The organism is Streptomyces sp. NPDC093018 (assembly GCF_040684035.1).
GTDB lineage: Bacteria > Actinomycetota > Actinomycetes > Streptomycetales > Streptomycetaceae > Streptomyces > Streptomyces murinus.
The window spans coordinates 219,844-245,205 of record NZ_JBFBFF010000009.1 but is presented as its reverse complement, the minus strand read 5'-3'; the positions used below and the strand labels follow the sequence as shown (position 1 = coordinate 245,205).

Below are 25,362 nucleotides of genomic sequence, written 5' to 3'. Positions count from 1 at the left end.
AGGCCGCGTGCCCGGCGATGGTTCCGAGCCCTCCCCTACCGAGGGCTCCTTGGGGTGCGGAATTGAGGCGCGCATGGCCGGCAAGGCGACCGGGACGACCGACGCGGTACCGGGCGACGAGGAACTGAGAAGACTGCTCGCGGGATTGACCGCGGTCCGTGACGGGGACTTCGGCACCCGGCTGCCGGACGATTCCCCGGGGCTCATGGGCGACATCGCCACCGTCTTCAACGGCATGATCGACCAGCTGTCCGTGTTCACCTCCGAAGTCACCCGCGTGGCCCGCGAGGTGGGCACCGAGGGCACCCTCGGCGGCCAGGCGCAGGTGCCGGGGGTCTCGGGCACCTGGGCCGACCTGACCGACTCGGTCAACGCGATGGCGGGCAACCTCACCACCCAGGTCCGCGACATCGCCCAGGTGGCCACCGCGGTCGCCAAGGGTGACCTGTCGCAGAAGATCGACGTCCCGGCGCGCGGCGAGATCCTTCAGCTGAAGGAGACCGTCAACACGATGGTCGACCAGCTTTCGGCGTTCGCCGACGAGGTGACCCGCGTAGCCCGCGAGGTCGGCACCGAGGGTCGGCTCGGCGGTCAGGCGCAGGTCCCGGGTGTCGCCGGGGTCTGGCGGGACCTCACGGATTCGGTCAATTTCATGGCCGGAAACCTCACCGCCCAGGTCCGCAACGTCGCCCAGGTGACGACGGCCGTCGCGCAGGGTGATCTGTCGCAGAAGATCACGGTGGATGCCCGGGGCGAGATCCTGGAGCTGAAGAGCACCATCAACACGATGGTGGACCAGCTGTCCGCGTTCGCCGACGAAGTGACGCGGGTAGCACGCGAGGTCGGCACCGAGGGCCGCCTCGGCGGCCAGGCCGATGTCAAGGGAGTGAAGGGCACCTGGCGGGACCTCACGGATTCGGTCAACTTCATGGCCGGAAACCTGACCAACCAGGTCCGCAATGTCGCCCAGGTGGCCACCGCGGTGGCGCAGGGTGATCTGTCGCAGAAGATCACGGTGGATGCCCGGGGCGAGATCCTGGAGCTGAAGAGCACCATCAACACGATGGTGGACCAGCTGTCCGCGTTCGCCGACGAAGTGACGCGCGTAGCACGCGAGGTGGGCACCGAGGGCCGCCTCGGCGGCCAGGCACAGGTGCGAGGAGTCGCCGGCACCTGGAAGGACCTCACCGACAACGTCAATGTGATGGCCTCCAATCTCACCGGCCAGGTCCGCTCCATCAGCCAGGTGGCCACGGCCGTCGCCAAGGGCGACCTCTCGCAGAAGATCATGGTGGAGGCCAAGGGCGAGGTCGCCGCGCTCGCCGACGTCATCAACACCATGGTCGACACCCTGTCGGCGTTCGCGGACGAGGTGACCCGTGTCGCCCGCGAGGTGGGCACCGAGGGCCGGCTCGGCGGTCAGGCCCATGTGCCCAATGTGGCCGGCACCTGGAAGGACCTCACCGACAACGTCAACTCCATGGCCAACAACCTCACCGGCCAGGTGCGCAACATCGCGCTGGTGACCACCGCCGTGGCCAAGGGCGATCTGTCGAAGAAGATCGACGTCGACGCGCGCGGCGAGATCCTCGAACTGAAGACGACCATCAACACGATGGTGGACCAGCTGTCGGCGTTCGCCGACGAGGTGACCCGCGTCGCCCGCGAGGTGGGCACCGAGGGCCGGCTCGGCGGCCAGGCCGAGGTCGAGGGCGTCTCCGGCACCTGGAAGCGGCTCACCGAGAATGTCAACGAACTCGCCGGGAACCTCACCCGGCAGGTCCGCGCCATCGCCGACGTCGCCAGCGCCGTCGCCGAGGGCGACCTCACCCGCTCCATCACCGTCGACGCCTCCGGCGAGGTCGCCGACCTCAAGGACAACATCAACTCCATGGTGGAGTCGCTGCGCGAGACCACCCGGGCCAACCAGGAACAGGACTGGCTCAAGACCAACCTCGCCCGGCTCTCCGGCCTCATGCAGGGCCACCGCGACCTGCGCGTCGTGGCCGAGCTGATCATGGACGAGCTGGTGCCCCAGGTGTCCGCCCAGTACGGCGCCTTCTACCTCGCCGAGGACAGCGCCGCCGGCCCCGAGCTGCGGCTCGTCGGCGACTACGGCCGCCCCGACCAGGACGAGCGCCCCGAACGCATCCCCTTCGGCCGCTCCCTGGTCGGCCAGGCCGCGCGCAGCCGCCGTACGATCGCGGTCGACGAACTGCCGCCCCGGTACGTCACCATCTCCTCCGGACTCGGACAGACCGAGCCCACCGCGCTGTTGCTGCTGCCCATCCTCTTCGAGGAGCAGGTGCTCGGCGTCATCGAGCTGGCCTCCGTCACCCGGTTCACCACCGTGCAGCGGGACTTCCTCCAGCAGCTCGTGGACACCATCGGCGTCAACGTCAACACGATCGTCGCCAACGCCCGCACCGACGAACTGCTCGAAGAGTCCCAGCGTCTGACCAGCGAACTCCAGGCCCGCTCCGCCGAGTTGCAGGCCCAGCAGGAGGAACTCCAGCGCTCCAACGCCGAACTGGAGGAGAAGGCCTCGCTGCTCGCCGACCAGAACCGCGACATCGAGGGCAAGAACCTCCAGATCGAGCAGGCCCGCCAGGAACTGGAGGCGCGCGCCCAGCAGTTGTCGCTCGCCTCCAAGTACAAGTCCGAGTTCCTCGCGAACATGAGCCATGAGCTGCGCACCCCGCTCAACAGCCTGCTCATCCTGGCCCAGTTGCTCGCCCAGAACCCCTCCCGCAACCTCACCCCGAAGCAGGTCGAGTACGCGGGCATCATCCACTCGGCGGGCTCCGACCTGCTCCAGCTGATCAACGACATCCTCGACCTGTCCAAGGTCGAGGCCGGCAAGATGGACGTCACCCCGGAGCGGGTCCCGCTGCGCCAGCTCATCGAGTACGTCGAGGCCACCTTCCGGCCGATGACCTCGCAGAAGAGCCTCGGGTTCACCGTCACCACGTCGGCCGGAGCGCCCGCCGACCTGCTCACCGACGACTCCCGGCTCCGCCAGGTCCTGCGCAACCTGCTGTCCAACGCGGTGAAGTTCACCGAACAGGGCGGGGTCGAACTGCGCGTCGAACCCGCCGCCGACGACGAGGTGCCCCGTGCCGTGGTCCGCGGCGGCGCGGTGGTCGCCTTCCGGGTGAAGGACACCGGCATCGGCATCCCGGAGCAGCAACTGGAGAGCATCTTCGGCGCGTTCCAGCAGGCCGACGGCACCACCAGCCGCAAGTACGGCGGCACCGGGCTCGGCCTGTCCATCACCCGGGAGATCGCCCATCTGCTCGGCGGCGCCGTCACCGTCGACAGCACCCCGGGCAAGGGCAGCACCTTCACCCTCTTCCTGCCCGTGGCCCGGCCCGACTTCGACGAACACCTGCGCGGCGTCCGCGGCACCACGGAACCGGCCGAACAGGACCACCCGGACGCGACGGCCCCGCACGAGCTCAAGGCGGCGCCGCCCCTCGTCTCCGCCAAGCGGCAGCGCGCCCGCAGGCTGCTCGTCGTGGAGGAGCGGCCGCGCGGCCTGCTCACCCTGGTCGCCGAGAGCGTCGTCGGCGACCTCGACCACGGCCGCGCCGACGCCATCCCCGTCGACATCATCACCGCGGTCGGCGCCCAGGAGGCGGCCGGCGCCCTCGCCGCCGAACCCTGCCACTGCGTCGTCGTCGAACTGGGCGCCCCCGACGGGGAGTCGGCCCGGTTCCTCCAGGCGCTGCACGGCGACTCCGCCCTCGCCGGCGTCCCCGTCCTGGTGCACAACGGCTCCCACCGCGCCGAACACCCAAAGGCGGAGCCGGGCGGCTCGCTGGAGTACCTCTCCAGCCTGGACGAGCTGCGGGAGCGGATCGCCCTCCACCTGTCCGCCGAGGAACCCGGCGAGGTGCTCACCTTCGTCCGCGGCGAGGAACTCCAGCACACCCCGGACCTGATCGACGAGCACACCCGCGGCCGTACCGTCCTCGTCGTCGACGACGACGCGCGCAACCTCTTCGCGCTCAGCGGCATCCTCGAACTGCACGGCTTTTGCGTCCTGCACGCCGAGAACGGCCGCAAGGGCATCGAGACGCTGCTGAACAACCCGGACATCGAACTGGTCCTGATGGACGTGATGATGCCCGAGATGGACGGCTACGCCGCCACCGCCGAGATCCGCAGCATGCCCCGGTACACGGACCTGCCGGTGATCGCCGTCACCGCGAAGGCGATGCAGGGCGACCGGGAGAAGAGCCTCGCCTCCGGCGCCAGCGACTACGTCACCAAACCGGTGGACACCCGTGACCTCATCGCCTGCGTCCGGCGCTGGCTGCCCGCATGAAGCCGGACAACGACACCGCACAGCCGTCCTTCCGCAGGCCGAGGAGTACCCGTCCGGTGAACATCCAGCCGTCCGCCGACCCCGGGGCACCGCTCGAACCGTCGAACGGTGTCCCGGCCCAGCCCGCCCCGCTGCCGCCGGTGGACGCGGCGGCGGTGGCCGACGTGCCCGCGAACTCCCCGGTGGGCAGGCTCGCCGCCACCGTGGAGCGGCTGCGCCGCGAGGTGCGCACCGCGCAGGCGGAGGCCGAGGGCCGGGCGCTGATCGAACTGGCCAAGGGCATCCTGGTCGAACGCCTTGGCTGCGGGCCCGCTCAGGCCGCCCGGCAGCTCGCCGAACTGACCGAGCAGGCGCAGGTGACACCGCTGGAACTCGCGGTGGACGTCATCAACCAGGCGGCCAGGGACCGGGTCGCCGAGGTGACCGAGGCGTTCCTCTCCACGACCGCCGACCCCGGCGGCCCGGACGAGGACTCCGCCGCCGTACGGCTGCGCGCCGCCGAGAGCGGGGTGCTGGCCGCCCACGACACCGAGGCGATGGCCGCCTCCCTGCTCGAACACGCGCTGCGTCCGCTCGGCGCCGTCGCCGTGGCCATCTGGGCGGCCGGCTCGGACGGTTCGCTGACCCTGGCTGGCAGCGCGGGCTTCACCGCGGCCGAGGCGGCCCGCTGGTGCTACGTCCCGCCGGACGTGGCCACGGTGGCCCGCAGCGGCCTGACCGAGCCCGGCGGACAGTGGCTGCCCTCGCTCGCCGAGTCCGGGCTGCCCACCATCGGGCGGCGCGACTACACCGACGGCGCCCGGATCGCCGTACCCGCCGGTGCGGGCGGCCGTATCCACGGCGTCCTGGAGATCGCCTGGCCCAAGCCCGAGGAGCCGCTGCCGCGCCCGGTGCTGCGTCAGGTGGAGACACTCGCCGAACTGTGCGCGCACACCCTGGACGACTTCGTGCCCTCCGCCGTGCCCCGCCCGGAATCCCGGGTGATGCCGGACGTGGCGGAGCTGATGGACCTCGCGGACGGACTGCACGACCCGGCCCTGGTACTGGTGCCGCACCTCGACGACGCGGGCCTGCTCGTCGACTTCCGCATCCAGCACGTCAACAGCCGCTTCCTCGACCCGGCGGGCCGGCCGCGGGCCGTCATCGGCGGCGCCCTGCTGCTGGAGGCGTACCCGATGGCGGCCGGCACCAGCGAGCTGTTCCAGCGCGTGGAGCGGGTCTACGCCACCGGCGAACCCTTCCGCGCCCAGCGGGTACGGCTCACCGCGCTGGTCGACCAGGTCCCGCTCTCCGCGGTCGCCGACATCAGCATCAGCCGCCACGGCTCCAGTCTGCTGCTCATCTGGCGCATCGAGGACGAGACCGCGCGCCTGGCCAGCCTGCTCCAGCACGCCCAGCGGCTCGGCCGGATCGGCGGCTTCGAGGAGAACCTGCTGACCGGCGAGATCACCTGGAACGGCCAGCTGTTCAGCCTCTACGGCCGCCCCGCCACGAGCTCCCCGGTCGCCCTGGAGGAGCTGCCGGCCTACTCCCATCCGGACGACGCCGTCCAGATCGGGCGGTTCCTGCGCACCCTGCTGCACCATCACCGGCCGGCCTCGGCGGCGTTCCGGCTGCAGCGGCCGGACGGGGTGTCCCGGCACATGCGCCTGGTCGCCGAACCGGTCCTCGACACCGACGGCCAGCTGTTCGGTGTGCGCGGCGCCTACCAGGACATCTCCGCCCAGCACTGGACCGAGGTCGCCCTCGCCGCGACCCGCGACCAACTCGCCCACACCGAGCAGCAGGCCGCCGAACGCAACCGGCTCGCCCTCCAGCTCCAGCACGCGATCATGCCTCCGGCCCAGGCACCGCTGCGGGTGCCCAGCCTCCAGGTGGCGGTGCGCTACCGGCCGGCCGAGACCGAGCATCTGGTCGGCGGCGACTGGTACGACGCCGTGGTGCTGCCCTCGGGACTCGTCCTGCTGTGCGTCGGCGACGTCGCGGGACACGGCATCGAGGCGGCCACCAGCATGGTCGTCCTGCGCAACGCGCTGCGCGGCCTCGCCGTCACCGGGGCAGGCCCGGCACAACTGCTGTCCTGGCTGAACATCGTCGCCCACCATCTGACGGGCGCCGTCACCGCGACCGCCGTCTGCGGCCTGTACGACGGCGAGAACCGCACCCTGCGCTGGGCACGGGCCGGGCATCTGCCCCCCGTCCTGGTCCGCGGCCAGGAGGCCACCCCGCTGCCCACCCTCAGCGGCCTGCTGCTGGGCGCGCTCCCCGAGGCGGTCTACGAGGAGACGGAACTCCGGCTGGCCGCGGGCGACACCCTCCTCATGTACACCGACGGCCTGATCGAACGCCGCGACCGCTCGGTCGAGGAATCCCTCACCCACCTCCTGCACACCGCCCGCTCAGGCCCCCGCACCCTGGACCAGCAACTGGACAGACTGCTCACGTACAGCAGGTCGGACACCGACGACGACACGTGCATCGTGGGGATCCGGGTGGACTGAGGGCCGCGTCGCGACGCCACGCCGGGCGGATTCGTGACGGCGAACCCGTGGACGCCTCCGCCTTCCGGCGAGAGGATCGCTCATGACCTCGGACCACGACTTGGTGTGGCGTCGGTGTGCGTATCTGGCGAGCGTCCTGCTGCCGTTGGTGGACCAGGAGCCATGGCGTCGGTCCCGCCGTCATGAGCGGCTGCGGGCCTGGGAGATCGACACGGCGGTGGGGGAGCGGCTGATCGAGATCTTCGGCGTCCTGGCCGCCCACGCCGTCGCGCTCGACGCCTCCCTGTCCGTCGCGGAGTTCGACGGCCTGCCCCTCCTCACCGTGGCCGACGCCGCGACCGGCAAGCGCGACTTCGAACTGCTCGCCGGGCTCCCGGACACCTTCGCCGACGCCCGTGAGGAACAGGCCGTCACACTCTTCCGCCTGTACACCTACGCGGGCCATCGATCCGGCCTCCAGCTCCACCGGCTGAGCACGGAACTGCGCTATGTACTGGTCGTACTCGCCGAACGCGCGCCGATACGGTCCCGCACCTGCGGTGACGTCCTGCGCCGGGCGGCCGAGGCGGGCCTGCCCCGGTGATCACGGGCGGCACTACGAGGGCGTACCGAGGCCGTCCCCCACGTACCCTCTTCCTGTGTCCGCCCCCCGTCTGCATCGCGTCGCCGTCCTCGTCCTCGAAGGCGCGAAGCCGCTCGATGTCGGAATCCCCGCGCAGGTGTTCACGACCCGCGCGAGCATGCCGTACGAGGTAAGGGTGTGCGGGGCGGCGCCCGGGCTCGTGGCCGGGGGTGACGGGCTGGCGTACTACGTCGCCCATGGCCTGGACGCGCTCGCGTGGGCCGACATCGTGTTCGTGCCCGGGTACCGGTTCCCGGACCGCGAGGACCCGCCGCGCCCCGTCGTCGACGCGCTGATCGCCGCGCACGAGCGGGGCGCGCGGCTCGCGGCCATCTCGACGGGGGCCTTCGCGCTCGCCGCCACCGGCCTGCTCGACGGCAGGCGCGCCACGACCCACTGGCACTACACACAGGCACTCGCGGCCCGGCATCCGCTCGTCCGGGTCGACGAGAACGTGCTGTTCGTGGACGAGGGCAGCGTCCTCACCTCGGCCGGCGCCGCCTCCGGCATCGACCTGTGCCTGCACATCCTGCGCGGTGACGTCGGAGTGGCCGCCTCCAACCACGCGGCCCGGCGCCTGGTCGCCGCCCCCTACCGCAGCGGCGGCCAGGCCCAGTACGTGCCGCGCAGCGTCCCGGAGCCGCACGGCGAACGCTTCGGCGCCACCCGCGAGTGGGCGCTGCGCCGGCTCGGCGAGCCCCTCACCCTCGACACCCTGGCGCGTGCGGCCGGGGTCTCGCCGCGCACGTTCTCCCGGCGCTTCGTCGAGGAGACCGGCTACACGCCGATGCAGTGGGTGATGCGCGCCCGTATCGATCTGGCCCGCGAACTGCTCGAACGCTCCCAGCGCGGTGTCGAACAGATCGCCGCCGACGTCGGCCTCGGCACCGGCGCGAACCTGCGCCTGCACTTCCAGCGCATCCTCGGCACCACACCGAGCGAATACCGGCGCACCTTCACGCGGGGCGAGTGACCCGCCCGGCGGCATCCTGGCGGGATATGGCGGGATCCTTTTGAACCATGGCGATCCCGCCACTGTCAGCGGCGCGCGCCTCGCGCGAGCCTGGTGGGGAACGGAAGGGACACCACACATGACTCGCATCGCCATCAACGGGTTCGGCCGCATCGGACGCAATGTGCTGCGCGCACTGCTCGAACGGGACAGCGCGCTGGAGGTCGTCGCCGTCAACGACCTGACGGAGCCCGCCACCCTCGCGCGGCTGCTCGCCTACGACAGCACGGCCGGCCGGCTCGGGCGCCCGGTCACCGCGGACGGCGACACCCTCGTGGTGGACGGCCGTCGGATCAGGGTGCTGGCCGAGCGCGAGCCGGCGCAGCTGCCGTGGGCCGAACTCGGCGTCGACATCGTCCTGGAGGCCACCGGCCGCTTCACCTCGGCGAAGGCCGCCCGCGCCCACCTCGACGCGGGCGCGAAGAAGGTGCTCGTCAGCGCGCCGTCCGACGGCGCCGACGTCACGCTCGCGTACGGCGTCAACACCGACGCCTACGACCCGGCCGTGCACACGATCGTCTCCAATGCCTCCTGCACCACCAACGCGCTGGCACCGCTCGCCGCCGTCCTCGATGAACTCGCCGGTATCGAGCACGGGTTCATGACCACGGTGCACGCCTACACCCAGGAGCAGAACCTCCAGGACGGTCCGCACCGCGACGCCCGCCGCGCTCGTGCCGCCGGTGTCAACATCGTGCCGACCACGACCGGCGCCGCCAAGGCGATCGGTCTGGTGCTGCCGAACCTCGAAGGCAAGCTGTCGGGCGACTCGATCCGCGTCCCGGTGCCGGTGGGCTCGATCGTCGAACTCAACACCACGGTGGCCCGCGACGTGACCCGCGACGAGGTGCTGGCGGCCTACCGCGCGGCGGCGGAGGGCCCCCTCGCCGGTGTCCTCGAATACTCCGAGGACCCGCTGGTCTCCTCCGACATCACCGGCAACCCCGCCTCCTCGATCTTCGACTCGGCCCTCACCCGCGTCGACGGCCGCCACATCAAGGTCGTCGCCTGGTACGACAACGAGTGGGGCTTCTCGAACCGGGTGATCGACACCCTCGACCTCCTCGCCGGCAGCTGACCGGCCGGGGCAATCCCCCTGTCACCCGGCCTTGACGACCGTCAGCAGCGTCGCCGCGTCCTCCAGGGCCGCCGGGCGGTGCTGGGCTGGCGGGACGAGGAGCAGGTCGCCGGGCATGCCCTCCCAGCTCTCGTCGCCGCTGCGCAGCCGTACCCGCCCGCGCAGCACGAGAACCGTGGCCTCCCCGGGGTTCTCGTGCTCGGACAGGGTGGTACCGGCGCGCAGGGCGATCAGGGTCTGGCGCAGGGTGTTCATGGCCGCCGTAGAGGGTCTCGGCGCTGCGGCCCGTGGAAGAGGCCGCGGCCCGCTCGAACCCGCCCTTGCGCGGCTCGTACTCCGGGGGGTCCGGTCCCACCGACGGGTAGTCGGCCGACATGACGGCCGGGAAAGAAGTACTGCGCCGCGCGCATCAACCGCTCGGCCGGGGCATGGCGATCACCATGTTCTGCCGGTGGCCGAACGGAACCGGGCCGACACTCCGTCAGCTCAGGCAGCGCTCGCCCTCGTGTGGTCCAGCATGTCGATCGTCCGGTCGGCCGCCTCGACGACGACCGGGTCATGGGTGGCGACGACGGTGACGCAGCCGTACTCATGCGTGGTCCGTGCGATCAGACGGGTCAGATCGTCGGCCCGGGTCCGGTCGACGGCGGCCGTCGGCTCGTCGACGAGAAGGAGCTCGGGCCGGACGAGAAGAGCCCGGGCCAGGGCGACACGCCGGCGTTCGCCGCCGGAGAGCTGGTCGGGGCGGTGCCGGAGCCGGTGCGCGAGCCCGACCTCGGCGAGCAGATCACGGGCCCGCGCCCGTACGGCACGGGGCCGGTGGCCGGCGACGGAGGCGGCGGCCAGGAGCTGCTCCTCGGTGGTGAGGCCGGTGAGCAGATTGCCGCTCTGGAACATGTAGCCGACGCGGGTACGGCGGGCACGGGCCCGTTCGCGGTCGCCGAGCGCGGCCAGATCTGTGTCGCCGAGCAGGACCCGGCCCTCGTCCGGGCGGAGCAGGGCACCGGCGACGGCGAGGAGGGTGGACTTGCCCGAGCCGGAGGGACCGACGAGGGCGGTGAGAAGGCCCGGCTGGAAGACCGCGGTCAGCGACCGCAGCGCGGTGGTGCGGGACGAGCCGCGGCCGAGGGTGACGGTGATGTCGTCGAGGCGGAGGGTCATCGTGCGGCTCCCAGCATGGTCATCGGGTCGACGGTGGTGACACGGCGCAGGGTGAAGGCGGAGCCCGCGAGCCCGACCAGGGCCACGGCGGCCATGGTGGCGGCGAGGGTTGTGGCGGGCAGGCTGAAGGGCACCCGCTCGCCGACGAACAGGCCGACGGCAGCGGCGAGCGCGGCTCCGACCGCGGTTCCGGCGACGACGACCACGGCGGCCTGCGCGAGGGTGTGGCCGAGCAGACGGCGGCGCGAGGCACCCATGGCGCGCAGCAGGGCGAGCTCCGGGGTGCGCTGGACGGTCCAGACGGCGAAGAACGCGCCGACGACCAGCGGGGCGATCAGGAACAGGAACGTCTGGATGGAGGTCATGGTCACCCGCTCGCCCTGGTAGCCGGGGGCCGCGGCGAAGGCGTCCTGGAGCGGGACGGTCGCGGTGCGGTGGCGGCGGTCGGCGCCGGCGAGCCTCTTGCCGCCGAAGTCCGCGGGGAGCTTGAGCGCCATCGCGCTGTACTGGAGCGGGAGATCGCCCCGGCGCGTGTCGGTGCCGGGTGTGGTGAAGCGGATACGACGCCAGGTGTCGGTGGTGACATAGGCGGCGGCGACATGACCGTAGGAGGCGCGTCCGGTGGTGCCGACGACCTTCAGACGGATGCCGAGCCGGTCGACGGTGAGGGTGTCGCCGAGGCGCACACCGTCGCTCACGAGTTGGCGGGAGATGACGACGCCGTCCGGTTCGGCGGCGTCCAGCGGCTTGCCGCCGTCGGCCCCGGGGTCGGTGAAGGTCCCGGGCACCACGCCGAACGTGGCGAGGTCCACCTCGACATGGCGCTCGGTGGTGCCGCGGGTGAGGGCGACCCCGAGCGGGGTGGCCGCCACCCCCTTCTCCCGCCGCCAGCCGTCGACGGTCCGCCGGTCGATCAGACCGCGGGCGAACTGGTCGGAGTCGGCGCCCGCGGCGAAGGCGATATGGGTGGCGGGCAGCCGGCGCAGGGCGGACACGGTGTCGTCCCCGAGACCGGTGGTGAACCCGGAGACGATCCCGACGAGCGCGGCGACGAGGACGACGACGCCGCCCATCAGCAGGAAGCGGCCACGGGCCGCCTTGAGTTCCAGCAGAGCGAGGAACACGGTGTTCCTTCCAGAGGATAGGGACAGTGCGTCCCCAAAATAGAAGATGGGGACAGGGCGTCCCTAAGCGGGGGTCCCTAGACTGGCCGTGTGCCCAAGATCCACGCCGCGTCAGTCGCCGACCACCGTGCCCAGCAGCGCGCCGCCCTGCTCGACGCGGCACGGGAACTGCTCGCCGAGGGCGATGCCTCCAAGGTGACGTTCGCGGCGGTCGCCCGCCGCACCGGGCTGGCCCGCAACAGCGTCTACAAGTACTTCACCGACCGCCGTGAACTCCTGACCGAGGTCGTCCGCCAGGCCGCGCCGCGCTGGACCGAGCGGATCCACGCCGCCCTCGCCGCCGCCGGTGACTCCCCCGAGGAGCGGGTCGCCGCCTACGTCACCGCGCAACTGGAGATGGTCCGCGACGGCGAACACCGCATCGCCCGCGCCGGCGCCGACGCACAGGACGCGGCCGCCCTGCGCGCGGGCGCCGACTCGGCACACCGCGCACTGCTCGACCCCCTTGTGACCACCCTGCGAGACCTCGGCGATGACGCCCCGCTCCGAACGGCACGCCTGCTCCAGGGCCTTGTCAACGCCGCGACGACGGCGCTGGAGGGGGGCGACGCGTACGAGGCGTTGACGGAGCGGACGGTACGGCTGGCGGTGGCGGCGCTCAGGGGAGTCACCGTCACGCCGTAGTACACAGGGGCGATCTCGTAGCCTCGTACCCGTACCCGTCACGTCCTCTTGCTCTTGGAGTCGCAGATGACCGTTCGTCGTGTCATGCCCGTCATCCATTCCGCGGCGGCGGGGGAGAGCCGCGACTTCTACGGCCTGCTGGGCTTCGAGGAGGTCATGAACCTCGGCTGGGTGATGACGCTCGCCTCGCCGTCGGCCCCGACGGCGCAGATCAGCGTCGTGTCGGCCGACAGCACCGCCCCGGTCACCCCGGACATGAGCATCGAGGTGGACGACGTGGATGCGGCGTACGCGGCCATGCGGGCCAGTGGCGCGGAGATCGTCCACCCGCTGCGGGACGAGGACTGGGGGGTGCGGCGCTTCTTCGTCCGCGATCCCAGCGGCCGCGTGATCAACGTTTTGAGCCACCGCCGTGCGTGAAGTGCCGCGCCTGAAGTGCTCTTGACGTAACCGCGGGACTGGAGGGCGCGCGTACGGCAACGCGCAAGTGATGACACGCATCGTCACCGTCACCTTGATCCTTGCCGCGGGCGCGCTCGCAGTCCTGGCGCAGCGCCGGCACGCGGTGCTGCGCAACTACCCCGTCCTCGGCCATGCCCGCTTCCTGATGGAGCGCATCCGCCCGGAACTCCAGCAGTACTTCATCGAGCGGAACTTCGACGGCCGAGCCTTCGACCGGGACGTGCGCAGCATCGTCTACGAGCGCGCCAAGGGCACCGACGCGGAGGAGCCGTACGGCACCGAACGCGATGTGTACGGGCCGGGTCACGAGTTCCTGGTGCCGTCGATGGCGCCGTGCCCGGTGCCGAAGAGCGCGCCGCGCGTCCGGATCGGCGGCCCGGACTGCGACCGGCCGTACGACATGGCCCTGCTGAACGTGTCGGCGATGAGCTTCGGCTCGCTGTCGGTCAACGCGGTCGCGGCACTCAACGGCGGTGCCGCGGCGGGGAATTTCGCCCAGGACACCGGCGAGGGCGGGCTGTCGGACGTCAAGTGCGTGTCCCTGAAACTGTCCCAGGGCGCGAAGCCCGGCATCGGCGGTGTGCTGCCGGGGGCCAAGGTGAACGCCGAGATCGCCCGGGTCCGGGGCGTGCCCGAGGGACGTACGGTCGTCTCCCCGCCGTACCACCGGGTGTTCTCCACCCCGCGCGAACTCGTGCGTTTCATCGCGCGCATGCGGGAGCTGTCGGGTGGCAAGCCGACCGGGTTCAAGCTGTGTGTGGGCTCGCGGCGGCAGTTCCTGGCCGTGTGCAAGGCCATGCTGGGGGAGGGTACGGCGCCCGACTTCATCGTGGTGGACGGCGCGGAGGGCGGGACCGGCGCGGCACCGCTGGAGTTCGCCGACCACGTGGGCACCCCGCTCACCGAGGGCCTGCTCACGGTGCACAACGCCCTTGTGGGGGCGGGCCTGCGCGACCGGATCAGGGTCGGCGTGAGCGGCAAGATCGCCACCGGCACGGATCTCGTCAAGCGCATGGTCCAGGAAGCAACCGTGGCCAGTGCCCTCCAGATCATGGCATCCATGGGCGTCACCGACCCCGCCGACCTGCGCCCCCACATGCTCCACCGCCGCATCGACCCTCTCACCGAACGCTCCTACGAAGAGCTGTACGAGTGGCTGCAACCGGGCCAACTGCTTGCCGAGCCACCGGAGTCCTGGACAACGGACTGGAAATCCGCCGACCCGGACCGGTTCACGGTGTGACCCGGAGGGCGCGTGCCAGCTGTGGCTCGTCGGCTCGGCCAGGTGGGCTCCGTCGACGCTGCTCCGGTGCCGGCGGGCCCGGGTGCCGACCGAACCGCCGCGCGGTATTCGGCCAGGTCCGATGGCTTTGTGCCATTCGTGGGCAACCTGCCTCCGATATCACCGAGGCGCCGCTACACATGGAGGCCGGGGTGGGCGTCCTGCCATGCCCATGAGTCGGCCGGTCGGTGGGGGAGGTCTGGACGGGTGCTGACCATGAACGTGGCGGTGCTGCCGGCGGTCGTCGTCCGGCGGCTGCGAAGTCGTACGGAGGCCGGTCGATGAGCCCCCGTACACCCCGGAACCGGGCGACCGGCAGGCGTCCTCCGGTGCGGCGGCGTACGTGCGGACCGGGCAGGCGGCGGCAGCGCGCGGAAGACCGGCTGATCGGCCTCCTGATCGCCGCGGTCCTGGTCGTGGGCCTGGTGGTGGTCGTCGTCAACTGGCTGCTGGCGCACTGGTGGATCCTGGCCGTCGTCGTGCTGCTCGCGGTGCTGGCAGGCGGTGGCCGGCTCTACCAGAAGCAGCAGCGGGCGCGCTGGGAAGCGGTCCGCGCACAGGGTCTGCGCTACGGGCTGGCTCAACTGGACGCCCTGCACCATGCCCGATTCGAGGACGCGGTGCGGGACCTGATGCACCGTGACGGCTGCCGGGACGCGGTGCGCGTCGGAGGCGGCGGGGACCTGGGCGCCGATGTGAAGGCCACCGACCCCTACGGGCGTCGCTGGGTGATCCAGTGCAAACACCGGCGCAATGGCCTCGCCGGATCCGCCGTGGGCACCCCGGACCTCCAGGTCCTCAACGGCACCGCCCGCCAGGTCCACGGGGCCGACGTCGCGGTCATCGTGACGAACGGCAGGGTCACCGTCCCGGCCGTGACCTTCGCCGAGCAGCAGCGCCTCCATGTGGTCGATCGGCACACCCTCAGGGCGTGGGCATCCGGCTCGCGGCCGCTGTGGGAGCTGCTCCGCGCGGTCCCGCCGCCTCGTAGACCGACGGCCCTGTCCTGAGGCCCGCGACCAGAGGCCTGACGCCAGGGGGCACCAATATCCACCAGCCAACCGTGGGCCAGGACTCCCGAGCCCAGACCAAGGGGAACCGGCTCAGGCCGACGGCCGGGCGGGGGCGGCCCCCGGCAACGGCGCATAGTCGTCCACCCGCACCGAGTCGTACAGACGCCCGCTCTTCGTCCTGAGGCGGAGAAGTGCGCGACTCGGTCCCGCCGGTAGCGCGGAGATGAGACGGACGCCCTGGGCCAGACCCCGCACGCCGAGGCGGGACGTGGGGATCAGGGTCTTGGCCGCGCTCAGGGCGACCGCGCGGCTGCCCCGTACGGGTTCTGCCATCGCGCGCTCGTAGGCGGGGAAGGCCCGCTCGTGATCGCCGCCCGCCCGGGCCAGTTCGCCGGCGAGGACGTACGCGCCGAGGACCGCCAGGCTGGTGCTGCCCCCGACGGCCGGGCCGGGGCAGTAACCCGCGTCGCCGACCAGCGTCACCCTTCCTCGCGACCAGGTGTCCATGCGGAGCTGGGTGATCGAGTCGAAGTAGAACGCCGGAGTGCGGTCCAGCTCGTCCAGCCAGCGGTCCACGTCGGCGTGCATACCGGCGAACGCGCCGCGCAGCAGATCCTTCTGCCGGGGCACATCACGGTGGTGGTAGTCGAGTGCGCGCTCGCTCCGGAAGAGGAACAACGCCCTTGCCTCGCCCAGGTGTTGCGCGGCGTACATGCCGACGGTGCGTCCGACCCCGACGTGCATGAGGAGCTCGCCGTCGAGGTCGGACACGTTCGGCAGGGTCAGCACCCCGAGGTAGGCCCCGATGAAGGTGCTGAAGCCGGGCTCCGCCCCGAAGACGAGGCGGCGCACGTTGGAGTGCAGCCCGTCCGCGCCGACGACGAGGTCGAAGCGGCGCGGTGCGGCGTTCTCGAAGCGCACCTCACCGCCGGGCGAGATCGCGGTGATCGAGTCGCCGAAGACGTACTCGACGTCGTCGCGTGTCGCGTCGTAGTAGATCTCGCTCAGCTCGTCGCGCATGATCTCGACATGCCGCTCGGAGGCGGCGCCGAAGATCTTGGAGAGGTCCGCCCGTACCGGACGCCGTGAGCCCTCCTGATGCACCGTCAGCCGGTGTGTCCCGGTGGCCCGTTCCTCGATGTACGGCAGCACGCCCATCTTCTCCGAGATGTCCATCGCGGGCCGGAACAGGTCGACCGCGTGGCCGCCGGTCCTGCGCGGCGCCGGCGCCCGTTCGACGACGGTGACGGAGAAGCCGTACCGGGTGAGCCAATGGGCCAGGACCGGACCGGCGACGCTGGCGCCGGAGACGAGAATCCGCATGGCATCGCTCCCTTTCGCTCAGCGCACGCGTACGGCGTGCGGCGCGGTGAAGGCCAGCAGGGGAGCGGCGGTGCGCGGCGGATCCTCCAGCAGGGGCGAGTGCCCGAGACCGGCCAGCAACTCGACCCGCGCGCCCGGCACGACACGGTAGTCGGCGGCGGATGAGGACCGCCATCTGCGGTCGTCCGCGCCGAAGATCACCAGCAGCGGCTTGCCCAGGACCGCCAGCCGGTCCGGCAACGCCCGTTGCTCCAGGTAGGAGCGGGTGGCCAGCATCGTCGCGGCGAAGGTGTGGTACGTCATCTCGCGTACGTCGTCCAGGAGTTGGGCCGGGATCCGGTAGCCGACCCGGCTGAACCCCGTGCTCGCGAACTCCCGGAGTTGTTCGTCCGTCGGCGGCCACTGCGAGGGGTCGACCGTGGGGGACTCCGCCGGGACGAGGGCGGCCAGGCCGGGCCCGGTGTTGACGAGGGCGAGGGCCGTCACCAGGTCGGGCCGCTCTTCGGCGAGAGCGGTCGCGACCACGCCGCCGCTGGAATGACCGGCGACCACGGCATGCTCGACGCCGAGCCGGTCCAGTGCCGTGCCGACCCGGCGCGCCTGCTCCGGGACCGAGTAGTCGCGGTCGGCGGGTTTGGCCGAACGGCCGTGCCCAAGAAGGTCGATCCGGATGACGCGATGGCATCCGGTCAGCAGCGGAACCATCGGGTCCCATGAGCGGGCCGAGGACGCGGTCCCGTGGATGAGCAGGAGCGCGGGCGCGTCGCGGGGGCCGTCCTGGCACACATGGATGTCGCCGTCGGCCAGGGTCAGGTGTGAACGCTCGGTGGCCGCGGAGTCTCCGCGCCCGTGCGAGTCGTCGTCAGAAGCAGTCATGAGCCCACTGTCTCCGCCGTACCCGCCGCTGGATTGGACGAATGTTCCCCTCGGCGGGCCCGCGTAGCATGGGAGGATGCGGACCTTCGCACGCGGTGCGGCCACATGGGACGTCGAGTGCCCGCGGCGGCCCAGCCCGGTGGCCGGTGTCACCATGGCCGGATTCCGCGTCCGTGACCTGGAAGCGCTCCGGATCGTCCCCTTCCCGGCCGTGACGCTGCTCCTGGAGTTCGGCGCCGGTTCACCCGTCCTCGACGGTGCCGCGGGGCGGCAGCAGTTGGGGAGCTTCGTCGCCGGGCCCGGCCTCGGCTCCGGAGGCGCGGTCCGGGCGCGGGGGCAGAACGTCGAGTGTGTACAGGTACGGCTGTCCCCGGTGATCGCACGCGCGATCCTGGGCGTCCCTCCCGCCGAACTCGACGGAGCCGTCGTACCGTTGGAGGACCTGTGGGGCCGGGAGGCGGCACGCATCCGCGAACGGCTCGGCGCTGTCACGTCCTGGCAGGACCGCTTCGCGCTGACGGACGCGCTGCTCGCCCGCCGGTACCGGGCGGGGCCGCCGGTGGACCCGGAGGTGGCCTGGGCCTGGCGCCGGATCGTCGCCAGCCATGGCCTGGCCAGGGTCGAAGGACTCGCGGAGGACGTCGGGTGGAGCCGTAAACGGCTGTGGTCCCGCTTCCGTTCGCAGCTCGGACTGCCGCCCAAGCGCGCCGAGAAGCTGGTCCGCTTCGATCGCGCCGCGCACCGTCTGGTCGCGGGCGAAGGCGCGGCCCGGGTCGCGGCCGACACCGGCTACGCCGACCAGTCCCATCTGTGCCGGGACGTCATGGCGTTCACCGGGGCGACGCCCACGACCGTGGCCGGGGAACCGTTCCTGGCCGTCGACGACATGGCATGGCCCGGCCGCGGGATGCCGCCTGCGCCCCGGGTCCTCGGGTCACCGGGAAGGGCCGGGGCGCGTTCCGCGTCGTGATCCGCAGCCCCGGGAAAAGGATTGGACGGGACGGCGAGCGGGCTTGTAGCTTGCAGTCGACCGTGACACCGCCCGAGGAGGTGAGACCCATGAACGCAGTATCGACGTGGGTGCTCCCCCTTTTCCGTCACGGCCGGCGATCGACCTAGCTGTCGCCGGGAGCGCCTCCACAACAAGGCACTCCCGAAAGGCAACACCTATGCATTCCCCGCACTTCACCGCCGAGTCCTCGTCGGACGGCATGGTCGAGCGCGACTTCACCGTGGGTGACATCCCCGGGGTTCTCTGGTCGCCGGCCTCCGGCGGCGATCGCGCACCCCTGGTCCTGATGGGCCACGGCGGCGGCAGGCACAAGAAGGAGCCCGCCATGACGGGCCGCGCCCGCCTCCTCGTGAACGGCTGCGGCTTCCATGCCGCCGTCATCGACGCGCCCGGTCACGGCGACCGCCCGCGCACCGCGCACGACGAACGGGACATCGCCGCGCTGCGCGCGGCACAGGCGGCGGGCGAGCCGGAAGGCCCGATCGTCGTCCCGTACAACGCCCGCCTGGCCGAACTCGCCGTGCCCGAGTGGCAGGCGGTCCTGGACGCCCTTCAGCAGCTTCCGGAGATCGGCGCCGACGGGCCGGTGGGCTATACCGGCCTCGGCCTGGGTACCGCGATCGGGGTGCCGCTGGTGGCGGCCGAGCCCAGGATCACGGCCGCGGTCTTCGGCATGCACTGGCCCGACGCCCTGGTCGAGACGGCGAAGCGGATCACCGTCCCGATCGAGTTCGACATGCAGTGGGACAACGAGCGCATCCCGCGCGAGGCCAGCCTCGCGCTGTTCGACGCCTTCGCCTCGAAGGAGAAGACGCTGCACGCCAACGCGGGCAAGCACTTCGACTGGCCCAGGTTCGAGGCCGACAGCGCGGTCCGGTTCCTCGCCCGGCACCTCGGCCGGGCGGTCACCCCGGCGGCCTGACGGTGAGCGGTCGCGGCGCCCGGTCCGCGGATCGGGCGCCGCGGCGGCGTCGTTCCCCCGGTACGGCGTCCGGAGTCATCTTCCAGATCCCGGCCGACCCCCCCTCGCCGAACTGTGCGCCACCCGGTGAACGCCGACCCGCCGCCCTCCAAGCCGCCTTGGACGGAGGCACTGCCCTGATTGGGGCCGGGCCGGGCGGGAAGGCGCACCGCAGGCCGATGGGCGCGCTGTCCGCCGGACGGTGACTCGAAGGCGAAGGCGAAGGTGGCGGGAGGGGTGGGTGCGGATGATCCGGCAGTCGACGGTGAAATCGGGGCAAGAGCCCTCGGCGGCGGAGCACGGTGAGGTGCGGGTGCCGCCGGTACGGCCCGGTGGCTACGACCCGGCCGACTACGCCGAAGCCGTGGTGCGCGGCGCCGGGCAGGCCGGAGTGTCTCCGCTGCTCGTCATGACGGTGCTCCACAACGAGGCGTACAAGCCGCACCATCCGCTGCTGGAGCGGCTGTGGCAGTGGTGGAAGCCCGGGGCGTCCTTCGGGGTGGCCAACATGCACCGAGCGACGTTCGAGCGGGTACGGCGGACGCACGACCTGCCGGGGCGGTGGCAAGACCTGCGCGACGACCCCGCCTTCGCCATCCACGCGGCGGCGCTGCACCTGAAGGACCTCGACCGCGGGCTTCCGCGGCGGCACGTACGCCGCTACAGCCGCGACGAACTGCTCGCCCTGGGCTACAACACGGGCGAACGCAATATGCGGGCCTTCGCCCGGGGCGTCCTGCCGGGCCCCATGGCACGGTCGTACCTGCGCCGGTTCCGCGCCCACCGGGGCCGCGCCGCCGAGGCCCTGGCCATGGCGGATCGCGGGGACGCGCGTGACACGGCGGCCGAATGAGCGGCCCGCGGAGCAGGCAGGAGCCCCAGGTGGGGCGGTCCTCACCCGTGAGGGGCGGCTGCCGTACGGCAGCCGCCCCGGAATGTCACGGGTATGGCCGGTCAGCCCCGGACGATGTTCTGGGCCTGGGGGCCCTTCTGACCCTGTCCGATGTCGAAGGTGACCTGCTCGCCCTCGGTGAGCTCGCGGAATCCACCACCCTGGATCTCGGAATAGTGCGCGAAGACGTCAGCCCCTCCGCCGTCCTGGGCGATGAAGCCGTACCCCTTCTCGGAGTTGAACCATTTCACGGTGCCGCTGGCCATCAATCGATCCTTCGTTCATACCGGGAGCCACCCATGTCCGGGGCCGCTCCGGCTCCCTTGGCAGTAGGAGCCGACATCGTTTCTACCCCGAGCACCGCCGCCTATCCGGCTCATGACACAGCAGTCGGTGTGGCGTCGTCACGGAGAACCCGCTCCGGGCCTTGTTCGGCCGCGCCGAGCAGGTTGCTGATCTTGACCGGAATGGCGTAGCGGAGGCAGGGCACACGGGTCGGTGTACGACTCATGTGAACGGTGGCCACAAGGAGGCTCGCGATGCTCATGGCGCACCCCGCCGTGCTGAAGAACCTGATCGAGCAGTACGAGACCCTGCGGGTCCTGCCCGCCGAAGAGGGCGACGAAGAGGTGCAGCGGCGCATGGAGGACATCGCCTACACGCTGTGCGTGGCCACGGGCACCAGCGACATCGACGCCGCCCTCGTCGCGGCCCGCCACCGGCTGCCCGGCGCCCGTGTCGAGGACGACTCCCTCCTGTCCGTCTGACGCCGGTCCCGGCCCTGACCGGGACGGAAGCCGGAACGGAGGGGCGGGCCGTGACGGGTACCTGTGATGCCGGAGGAGCGAGAGGGAAGGGGGGAAGGGGGGAAGGCAGGGAGGCTCGCGTGACACCTGATCGGATCGGATTGGCCGAGGTGCTGGCCGCGGCGGAGGAAGCCGCGCCCCTGGCTTCGCCGGACGTGGTCGCGCGCAATCTGCGGGACCGGTTCGGCGCGCGGTACGTGTCGTTCCTCTTCGTCGACGTCATCGGCCGAAAGCTGGTGCGGGTCAGCGAGGAGACCGCCACGCAGGAGGGCCGCCGCGCCGATCAGGTCGACCTGCACGGCAGCGTCTACGACGAGGTCCTGCGCTCCCAGCAGTTGGTGTGCACCTCGTCGGACGGCGAGCGGTGGCACAGGGTGATCGCCCCGGTCACCAACCGCGGCGACACCATCGGCGTCCTGGAGCTGTCCCTGCCCGATGTCGGCGAGGACGTGCTGGAGCAGGTGGAGGAGGCCGCGCACGCGCTGGCGTACCTCGTCGTCACCGACCGCCGCTTCACCGACCTCTACCAGTGGGGCCGGCGCACCACCGGGCTCAGCCTGGCCGCCGAGATCCAGTGCCGGCTGCTGCCCTCGGCCCCCTCCTGCGAAGCGGCCGAGTTCGCCCTCTCCTGCGCCCTCGTCCCCGCCGACACGATCGCGGGCGACACTTGCGACCACACCCTCGACCACAACACCCTGCACCTGTCCCTCACCGACGCCATGGGCCACGACATCGACGCCTCCCTGATGCGACTCTGCTGGTCAACGCCTCCCGGGGTGCCCGTCGCGCCGGGGCCGACCTGGTCGAACAGGCATGCCGGACCCATCAGGCGATGCTCGACCACGGCCGCCACACCTTCGCCACCGGCCAGCTGCTGCGCATCGCCCTCGACGGGAGCGGCGCCCAGTTCGTCAACGCCGGCCATCCCCGGCCGCCGCGCCTGCGGGACGGCGCGGTCGAAGAGATCCCCCTGGAGGCCAACCTGCCCTTCGGCGTCCCCGCCCCGTACGGCTCCTACCAGGTGCAGGACCTCGATCTGCGCCCCGGCGACCGCCTGGTGCTCTACACCGACGGTATGCAAGGGCGCTGGGCCCGGACCGTCGACCTGCCCGGCCTGATCCAGGAGACCGCCGACGAACGGCCCCGTGAGGTCGTACGCGCCCTGACCGAGGCGGTCGCCGACACCTGCGGCGGACACCTCCAGGACGACGCCACCGTGATGTGCCTGGACTGGCGCGGCCCCCCATCCCGAGGGCCGCAGCGAGAACACCGGCACCGACGGAGCCGCCCGGAAGGGCGCGGCCGGCGGGGGCCGGTGACGCGCAGCCGGACCATCGCACCGCCGGAAAAGACCGGCCGCTGGAGCGCATCCTGCCGCTGGCATCGGGCGTTCGACGTGCATGGCCGACAGTGCCTGCGACCGACGAAGTGGTGGGCGAGATGGCCGACATATGGACAGGCGAAAAGGTACGGCTGCGAGGCGTCGAGCCAGGAGACCGGGAAGGGCTTCGCGGCCTGGCCCGGAACACGGTCGACGTCCGCAACTCGGACCTCCCCGCTCGGACGAGGGTTTTTGCTCCTGGACCGTCGAGCGCGCCGGGCGCACGCCGGGAGGTGACGCCTTCCGGCGGGTGATCGAGACGCTGGCCGACCGCGCGTTCGCGGGGAAAGTGACGGTCGGCGAGACCGACAACCGCGCGGGGCGATTCAAGAGGGGCATCGCCGTCACCCGCGACCACCGCCGCAAGGGCTACGCGGCCGAGGCCACCGAACTCCTGCTCACCTACATGTTCGCCGAACGGCGCCACCACAAGCGCGAAGTCGAGGTCCACGCCTTCAACGACGCCTCCCCCGCCCTCTACCGCAAGCTGGGCTTCTCCGAAGAGGGCCGACTGCGCCAACACGAGTTCCTGGCCGGGGACTTCCACGATGTGGTGCTGCTCGGCAGCACCGCCCCGGAGCACTGGACCGCTCACCCGCGCCCGTCGCCGCGATGACCTGCTTCCCGGCCCGGCGGACGGCCTGCTCCGGCAGTGGATGTCTGGGGCCGGGCCAGGCGTTCGGTCAGTTCGGTGAGGGCTTGGCCGAGGGGCAGTGCCACGTGCGCGTGCGCGAGGGCGTCGCCGCGGGTCGGGCCGAGGTTGATGATCGAGACCGGCTTGCCGTCCTTGGCGGCGCGTCGGACGAAGCGCAGACCCGACAGGACGGCCAAGGACGAGCCGAGGACGAGCAGGGAGTCGGCCGCGTCGATCAGGTCGAAGCAGCGCTGGGTGCGGGGCCTGGGCACGTTCTCGCCGAAGAACACGACGTACGGCTTGAGCACACCGCCACACCGCGCGCACGGTACGACGCGGAACGTGTGCACGATGTCGTCGGGCAGCTCGATGTCGCCGTCGGGATTGACCCGCAGCCCGGCGGCGTCCTGCGCGGCGAGGAACTCCCCGTTGGCCGCGAGCAGCCGTGCGTCGAGTTCGTCGCGCGGACCGATCGTCCCGCAGTCGAGGCATACGACCAGGTCCAGGCTGCCGTGCAGGGCGACGGCGTCCGTCGTCCCGGCCGCCTGGTGCAGCCCGTCCACGTTCTGGGTGATCACGGCATCGACGTACCCGGCGGCACGCAGCGCCTGCACGGCGTGATGCCCGGCATTGGGCCGGGCCTCGGCGACGGCACGGCGCCCGACATGGCCCCGGGCCCAGTAGCGGCGCCGGTTCTCCTCGTCCGAGACGAAGTCCTGGTAGGTCATGGGGGAGTGCCGCCGATGCCGCCCGGTCACGCCCCGGTAGTCGGGGATACCGGACTCGGTGGAGATTCCGGCCCCGGTCAGCACCGCCACCCCACCTGCGGCCAGTTGCCCGGCGATCTCGTCCATCCCGCCGGCGGGACGTATACCGGTGTCGGGTACGGGGCCGACGATCGGACGCATGCGCATATCAGCAGCTTAGGACGCCACCGGGCACAGCGCGCCCCCGGTGGGATTGCGAGTGGGTCGGGACGGCGATCGCGCGGCGCCGCGCCACCGGACGCCTGCACGGCACGATGGGCATCGCCCCGCGCCGCGCCTACGCCCGCATCGGCGGAACCCGGTGGAAGACGCGGCCCCGGCTGTCCCACGGACGTCCGCCCCGCTCCCCGTATCCTCCCGGCCGAGCCTTGTGCGGCCCCTCAACTGGCCCGACTCTCCCGCCCCATGGCATGACTCGGAGAACGATCCTCAAGAGGCTCGCCCCCACCTCGCTCGCCCCCACCCCGCTCATCCCCACCCCGTTCGCTTCCACCCCGCTCGCCTCCAGCGGCGTCGAGGCGTCCGCGACCGGATTCGCCCGGGGCGGCGATGGCCGCGACGATCGGGCGACGGGGCGCGTTCAGGAGATGGGGACCGCCGTGCCCGTCACCTCGATGCCGCTGGACGGATCCGCGGGGATCTCCACCCTCAGGAGGCTCGGGCGGCCCATGTCCACGCCCTGGTGGATGGTCACCACGGCGGGCGGCGCGACGAGCCCGTTGCCGCGGAGGTATCCGCCGAAGGCCGCGGCCGCCGCTCCGGTGGCCGGGTCCTCGACGACGCCGCCCGGCGGGAAGGGATTGCGGGCGTGGAAGACGGTGTCCGACTCGCGGTACACGAGGGCGATCGTCGTCCAATCCCGGCGCGCCATCAGGGCGTTGAGCGCGGGCATGTCGTAGTCGAGATCGGCCAGCCGAGCCCGGTCGGCGGTGGCGATGACCGGATGCCAGGCGCCGGCGTAGGCGACCTGCGGCGGCAGGGCCGGGTCGAGGTCGGCGGCGGACCAGCGCAGGGCGGTGAGGAGTTCGCCGAGATCGGCGTCGGAGAGGTCCGTCGTACGGGGCTCCACGCTGACCAGCGTGGCCGTCACCGAACCGTCCGGGGCGGTCGAAGTGGTGACGGGGACGGGCCCCGCCTTGGTGTGCAGCAGCAGGCGGCCGACGCCGTGCCGGGAGGCGTGTGCGACGGCCGTCGCGATGGTGGCGTGGCCGCAGAACGGGACCTCGGCCTGAGGACTGAAGTACCGGATGTCGAGCGACCCGTCGGGACGCGCGACAGCGAACGCCGTTTCCGAGTAGCCGACTTCGGCTGCGGCGGCGGCCATCGTCGCCTCGTCGAGCCCGGCGGCGTCCAGCACCACACCCGCCGGGTTCCCGCCCAGGGGGTCGCTGCTGAAGGCCACGTAGCGCAGGATGTCCATCGGGCGAACGTAGACGCTCCG

The 25,362-nt window shown here is 71.9% G+C and carries 20 protein-coding genes and 3 pseudogenes; 15 read left to right on the top strand and 8 right to left on the bottom strand.

What is annotated here, in order from left to right:
- The first annotated feature begins 73 nt into the window (after positions 1–73).
- From AB0N90_RS21675 to gap, 5 genes are all read left to right on the top strand, one after another.
- Positions 74–4,330 (top strand): HAMP domain-containing protein, encoded by a 4,257-nt coding sequence (locus AB0N90_RS21675; RefSeq protein ID WP_365198904.1) that lies wholly within the window; start codon positions 74–76, stop codon positions 4,328–4,330.
- A 140-nt stretch (positions 4,331–4,470) separates the two neighbouring features.
- A complete protein-coding gene (locus AB0N90_RS21670) occupies positions 4,471–6,831 on the top strand; it encodes a SpoIIE family protein phosphatase (RefSeq protein WP_361678777.1) in 2,361 nt (786 codons plus the stop codon).
- Between the two features lie 82 nt (positions 6,832–6,913).
- A complete protein-coding gene (locus AB0N90_RS21665) occupies positions 6,914–7,414 on the top strand; it encodes a hypothetical protein (RefSeq protein ID WP_365198902.1) in 501 nt (166 codons plus the stop codon).
- Between the two features lie 55 nt (positions 7,415–7,469).
- Positions 7,470–8,426 (top strand): helix-turn-helix domain-containing protein, encoded by a 957-nt coding sequence (locus AB0N90_RS21660; protein WP_365198899.1) that lies wholly within the window; start codon positions 7,470–7,472, stop codon positions 8,424–8,426.
- A gap of 118 nt (positions 8,427–8,544) precedes the next feature.
- Positions 8,545–9,543 (top strand): type I glyceraldehyde-3-phosphate dehydrogenase, encoded by a 999-nt coding sequence (gap, locus tag AB0N90_RS21655; protein ID WP_365198897.1) that lies wholly within the window; start codon positions 8,545–8,547, stop codon positions 9,541–9,543.
- Positions 9,544–9,564: 21 nt separating this feature from the next.
- Here gap and AB0N90_RS21650 read toward each other — a convergent pair.
- The 3 genes and pseudogenes from AB0N90_RS21650 to AB0N90_RS21640 all read right to left on the bottom strand — a co-directional run bounded on the left by AB0N90_RS21650 (position 9,565) and on the right by AB0N90_RS21640 (position 11,828).
- A pseudogene (locus AB0N90_RS21650) lies at positions 9,565–9,898 on the bottom strand (cupin domain-containing protein).
- A 131-nt stretch (positions 9,899–10,029) separates the two neighbouring features.
- Positions 10,030–10,704, bottom strand: a complete 675-nt coding sequence (locus AB0N90_RS21645; protein WP_365198895.1) for an ATP-binding cassette domain-containing protein — start codon at positions 10,702–10,704, stop codon at positions 10,030–10,032.
- Positions 10,701–11,828, bottom strand: a complete 1,128-nt coding sequence (locus AB0N90_RS21640; RefSeq protein ID WP_365198894.1) for an ABC transporter permease — start codon at positions 11,826–11,828, stop codon at positions 10,701–10,703. The genes AB0N90_RS21645 and AB0N90_RS21640 overlap by 4 nt, the downstream gene beginning before the upstream one ends.
- Before the next feature lie 90 nt (positions 11,829–11,918).
- On the opposite strand from AB0N90_RS21640, the gene AB0N90_RS21635 reads away from it, so the two are divergent.
- The 4 genes from AB0N90_RS21635 (at position 11,919) to AB0N90_RS21620 (ending at position 15,266) form a co-directional block, all read left to right on the top strand.
- Positions 11,919–12,512: a TetR/AcrR family transcriptional regulator gene (locus AB0N90_RS21635; protein WP_365198891.1), complete on the top strand. Its 594-nt coding sequence runs from the start codon at positions 11,919–11,921 to the stop codon at positions 12,510–12,512.
- Between the two features lie 66 nt (positions 12,513–12,578).
- Positions 12,579–12,932 carry a VOC family protein gene (locus AB0N90_RS21630; RefSeq protein ID WP_361678423.1) on the top strand — a complete coding sequence of 118 codons (354 nt, stop codon included), beginning with the start codon at positions 12,579–12,581 and terminating at the stop codon, positions 12,930–12,932.
- Between the two features lie 70 nt (positions 12,933–13,002).
- On the top strand, positions 13,003–14,217 hold the full coding sequence (locus AB0N90_RS21625) for an FMN-binding glutamate synthase family protein (protein ID WP_365198889.1): 1,215 nt from the start codon (positions 13,003–13,005) through the stop codon (positions 14,215–14,217).
- 368 nt (positions 14,218–14,585) lie between these two features.
- Complete coding sequence (locus tag AB0N90_RS21620) at positions 14,586–15,266, top strand: restriction endonuclease (protein WP_365198888.1); 681 nt, start codon at positions 14,586–14,588, stop codon at positions 15,264–15,266.
- A 93-nt stretch (positions 15,267–15,359) separates the two neighbouring features.
- Here the strand turns inward: AB0N90_RS21620 and AB0N90_RS21615 are convergent, their stop codons facing one another.
- Positions 15,360–16,592: an FAD-dependent monooxygenase gene (locus tag AB0N90_RS21615; RefSeq protein WP_365198885.1), complete on the bottom strand. Its 1,233-nt coding sequence runs from the start codon at positions 16,590–16,592 to the stop codon at positions 15,360–15,362.
- Positions 16,593–16,610: 18 nt separating this feature from the next.
- Positions 16,611–17,468 (bottom strand): alpha/beta fold hydrolase, encoded by an 858-nt coding sequence (locus tag AB0N90_RS21610; protein WP_365198884.1) that lies wholly within the window; start codon positions 17,466–17,468, stop codon positions 16,611–16,613.
- Positions 17,469–17,544: 76 nt separating this feature from the next.
- On the opposite strand from AB0N90_RS21610, the gene AB0N90_RS21605 reads away from it, so the two are divergent.
- The 3 genes from AB0N90_RS21605 to AB0N90_RS21595 all read left to right on the top strand — a co-directional run bounded on the left by AB0N90_RS21605 (position 17,545) and on the right by AB0N90_RS21595 (position 20,294).
- Positions 17,545–18,438, top strand: a complete 894-nt coding sequence (locus AB0N90_RS21605; protein ID WP_365198882.1) for a helix-turn-helix domain-containing protein — start codon at positions 17,545–17,547, stop codon at positions 18,436–18,438.
- A gap of 199 nt (positions 18,439–18,637) precedes the next feature.
- Complete coding sequence (locus AB0N90_RS21600; protein WP_365198880.1) at positions 18,638–19,402, top strand: alpha/beta hydrolase; 765 nt, start codon at positions 18,638–18,640, stop codon at positions 19,400–19,402.
- Between the two features lie 286 nt (positions 19,403–19,688).
- On the top strand, positions 19,689–20,294 hold the full coding sequence (locus AB0N90_RS21595; RefSeq protein ID WP_365198877.1) for a lytic transglycosylase domain-containing protein: 606 nt from the start codon (positions 19,689–19,691) through the stop codon (positions 20,292–20,294).
- Positions 20,295–20,395: 101 nt separating this feature from the next.
- Here the strand turns inward: AB0N90_RS21595 and AB0N90_RS21590 are convergent, their stop codons facing one another.
- Positions 20,396–20,599: a cold-shock protein gene (locus tag AB0N90_RS21590; RefSeq protein WP_037661210.1), complete on the bottom strand. Its 204-nt coding sequence runs from the start codon at positions 20,597–20,599 to the stop codon at positions 20,396–20,398.
- 273 nt (positions 20,600–20,872) lie between these two features.
- Here AB0N90_RS21590 and AB0N90_RS21585 point away from each other — a divergent pair, with 273 nt between their 5' ends.
- From AB0N90_RS21585 to AB0N90_RS21575, 3 genes and pseudogenes are all read left to right on the top strand, one after another.
- Positions 20,873–21,100: a DUF5133 domain-containing protein gene (locus AB0N90_RS21585; protein ID WP_365198874.1), complete on the top strand. Its 228-nt coding sequence runs from the start codon at positions 20,873–20,875 to the stop codon at positions 21,098–21,100.
- 119 nt (positions 21,101–21,219) lie between these two features.
- Positions 21,220–22,382 (top strand): annotated as a pseudogene (locus AB0N90_RS21580) (PP2C family protein-serine/threonine phosphatase); the annotation flags it as partial.
- 197 nt (positions 22,383–22,579) lie between these two features.
- A pseudogene (locus tag AB0N90_RS21575) lies at positions 22,580–23,136 on the top strand (GNAT family protein).
- On the opposite strand, the gene AB0N90_RS21570 reads toward AB0N90_RS21575, so the two are convergent.
- Both AB0N90_RS21570 and AB0N90_RS21565 read right to left on the bottom strand, forming a co-directional pair.
- The gene (locus AB0N90_RS21570) at positions 23,112–24,068 is read right to left on the bottom strand and encodes an NAD-dependent protein deacetylase (RefSeq protein WP_365198872.1); all 957 of its coding nucleotides are present in this window, start codon (positions 24,066–24,068) and stop codon (positions 23,112–23,114) included. The pseudogene AB0N90_RS21575 and the gene AB0N90_RS21570 overlap by 25 nt on opposite strands.
- 433 nt (positions 24,069–24,501) lie before the next feature.
- Positions 24,502–25,341: a PhzF family phenazine biosynthesis isomerase gene (locus tag AB0N90_RS21565; RefSeq protein WP_365198869.1), complete on the bottom strand. Its 840-nt coding sequence runs from the start codon at positions 25,339–25,341 to the stop codon at positions 24,502–24,504.
- Positions 25,342–25,362: the final 21 nt, after the last annotated feature.

What these genes read in the sequence shown, in the direction of transcription:
- AB0N90_RS21610 (WP_365198884.1), bottom strand. Translation starts at nt 17,468, where the DNA reads ATGACTGCTTCTGACGACGACTCGCACGGGCGCGGAGACTCCGCGGCC.
- AB0N90_RS21605 (WP_365198882.1), top strand. Translation starts at nt 17,545, where the DNA reads ATGCGGACCTTCGCACGCGGTGCGGCCACATGGGACGTCGAGTGCCCG.
- AB0N90_RS21665 (WP_365198902.1), top strand. Translation starts at nt 6,914, where the DNA reads ATGACCTCGGACCACGACTTGGTGTGGCGTCGGTGTGCGTATCTGGCG.
- AB0N90_RS21615 (WP_365198885.1), bottom strand. Translation starts at nt 16,592, where the DNA reads ATGCGGATTCTCGTCTCCGGCGCCAGCGTCGCCGGTCCGGTCCTGGCC.
- AB0N90_RS21630 (WP_361678423.1), top strand. Translation starts at nt 12,579, where the DNA reads ATGACCGTTCGTCGTGTCATGCCCGTCATCCATTCCGCGGCGGCGGGG.
- AB0N90_RS21600 (WP_365198880.1), top strand. Translation starts at nt 18,638, where the DNA reads ATGCATTCCCCGCACTTCACCGCCGAGTCCTCGTCGGACGGCATGGTC.
- gap (WP_365198897.1), top strand. Translation starts at nt 8,545, where the DNA reads ATGACTCGCATCGCCATCAACGGGTTCGGCCGCATCGGACGCAATGTG.
- AB0N90_RS21590 (WP_037661210.1), bottom strand. Translation starts at nt 20,599, where the DNA reads ATGGCCAGCGGCACCGTGAAATGGTTCAACTCCGAGAAGGGGTACGGC.
- AB0N90_RS21570 (WP_365198872.1), bottom strand. Translation starts at nt 24,068, where the DNA reads ATGCGCATGCGTCCGATCGTCGGCCCCGTACCCGACACCGGTATACGT.
- AB0N90_RS21645 (WP_365198895.1), bottom strand. Translation starts at nt 10,704, where the DNA reads ATGACCCTCCGCCTCGACGACATCACCGTCACCCTCGGCCGCGGCTCG.
- AB0N90_RS21675 (WP_365198904.1), top strand. Translation starts at nt 74, where the DNA reads ATGGCCGGCAAGGCGACCGGGACGACCGACGCGGTACCGGGCGACGAG.
- AB0N90_RS21595 (WP_365198877.1), top strand. Translation starts at nt 19,689, where the DNA reads ATGATCCGGCAGTCGACGGTGAAATCGGGGCAAGAGCCCTCGGCGGCG.
- AB0N90_RS21625 (WP_365198889.1), top strand. Translation starts at nt 13,003, where the DNA reads ATGACACGCATCGTCACCGTCACCTTGATCCTTGCCGCGGGCGCGCTC.
- AB0N90_RS21565 (WP_365198869.1), bottom strand. Translation starts at nt 25,341, where the DNA reads ATGGACATCCTGCGCTACGTGGCCTTCAGCAGCGACCCCCTGGGCGGG.
- AB0N90_RS21585 (WP_365198874.1), top strand. Translation starts at nt 20,873, where the DNA reads ATGCTCATGGCGCACCCCGCCGTGCTGAAGAACCTGATCGAGCAGTAC.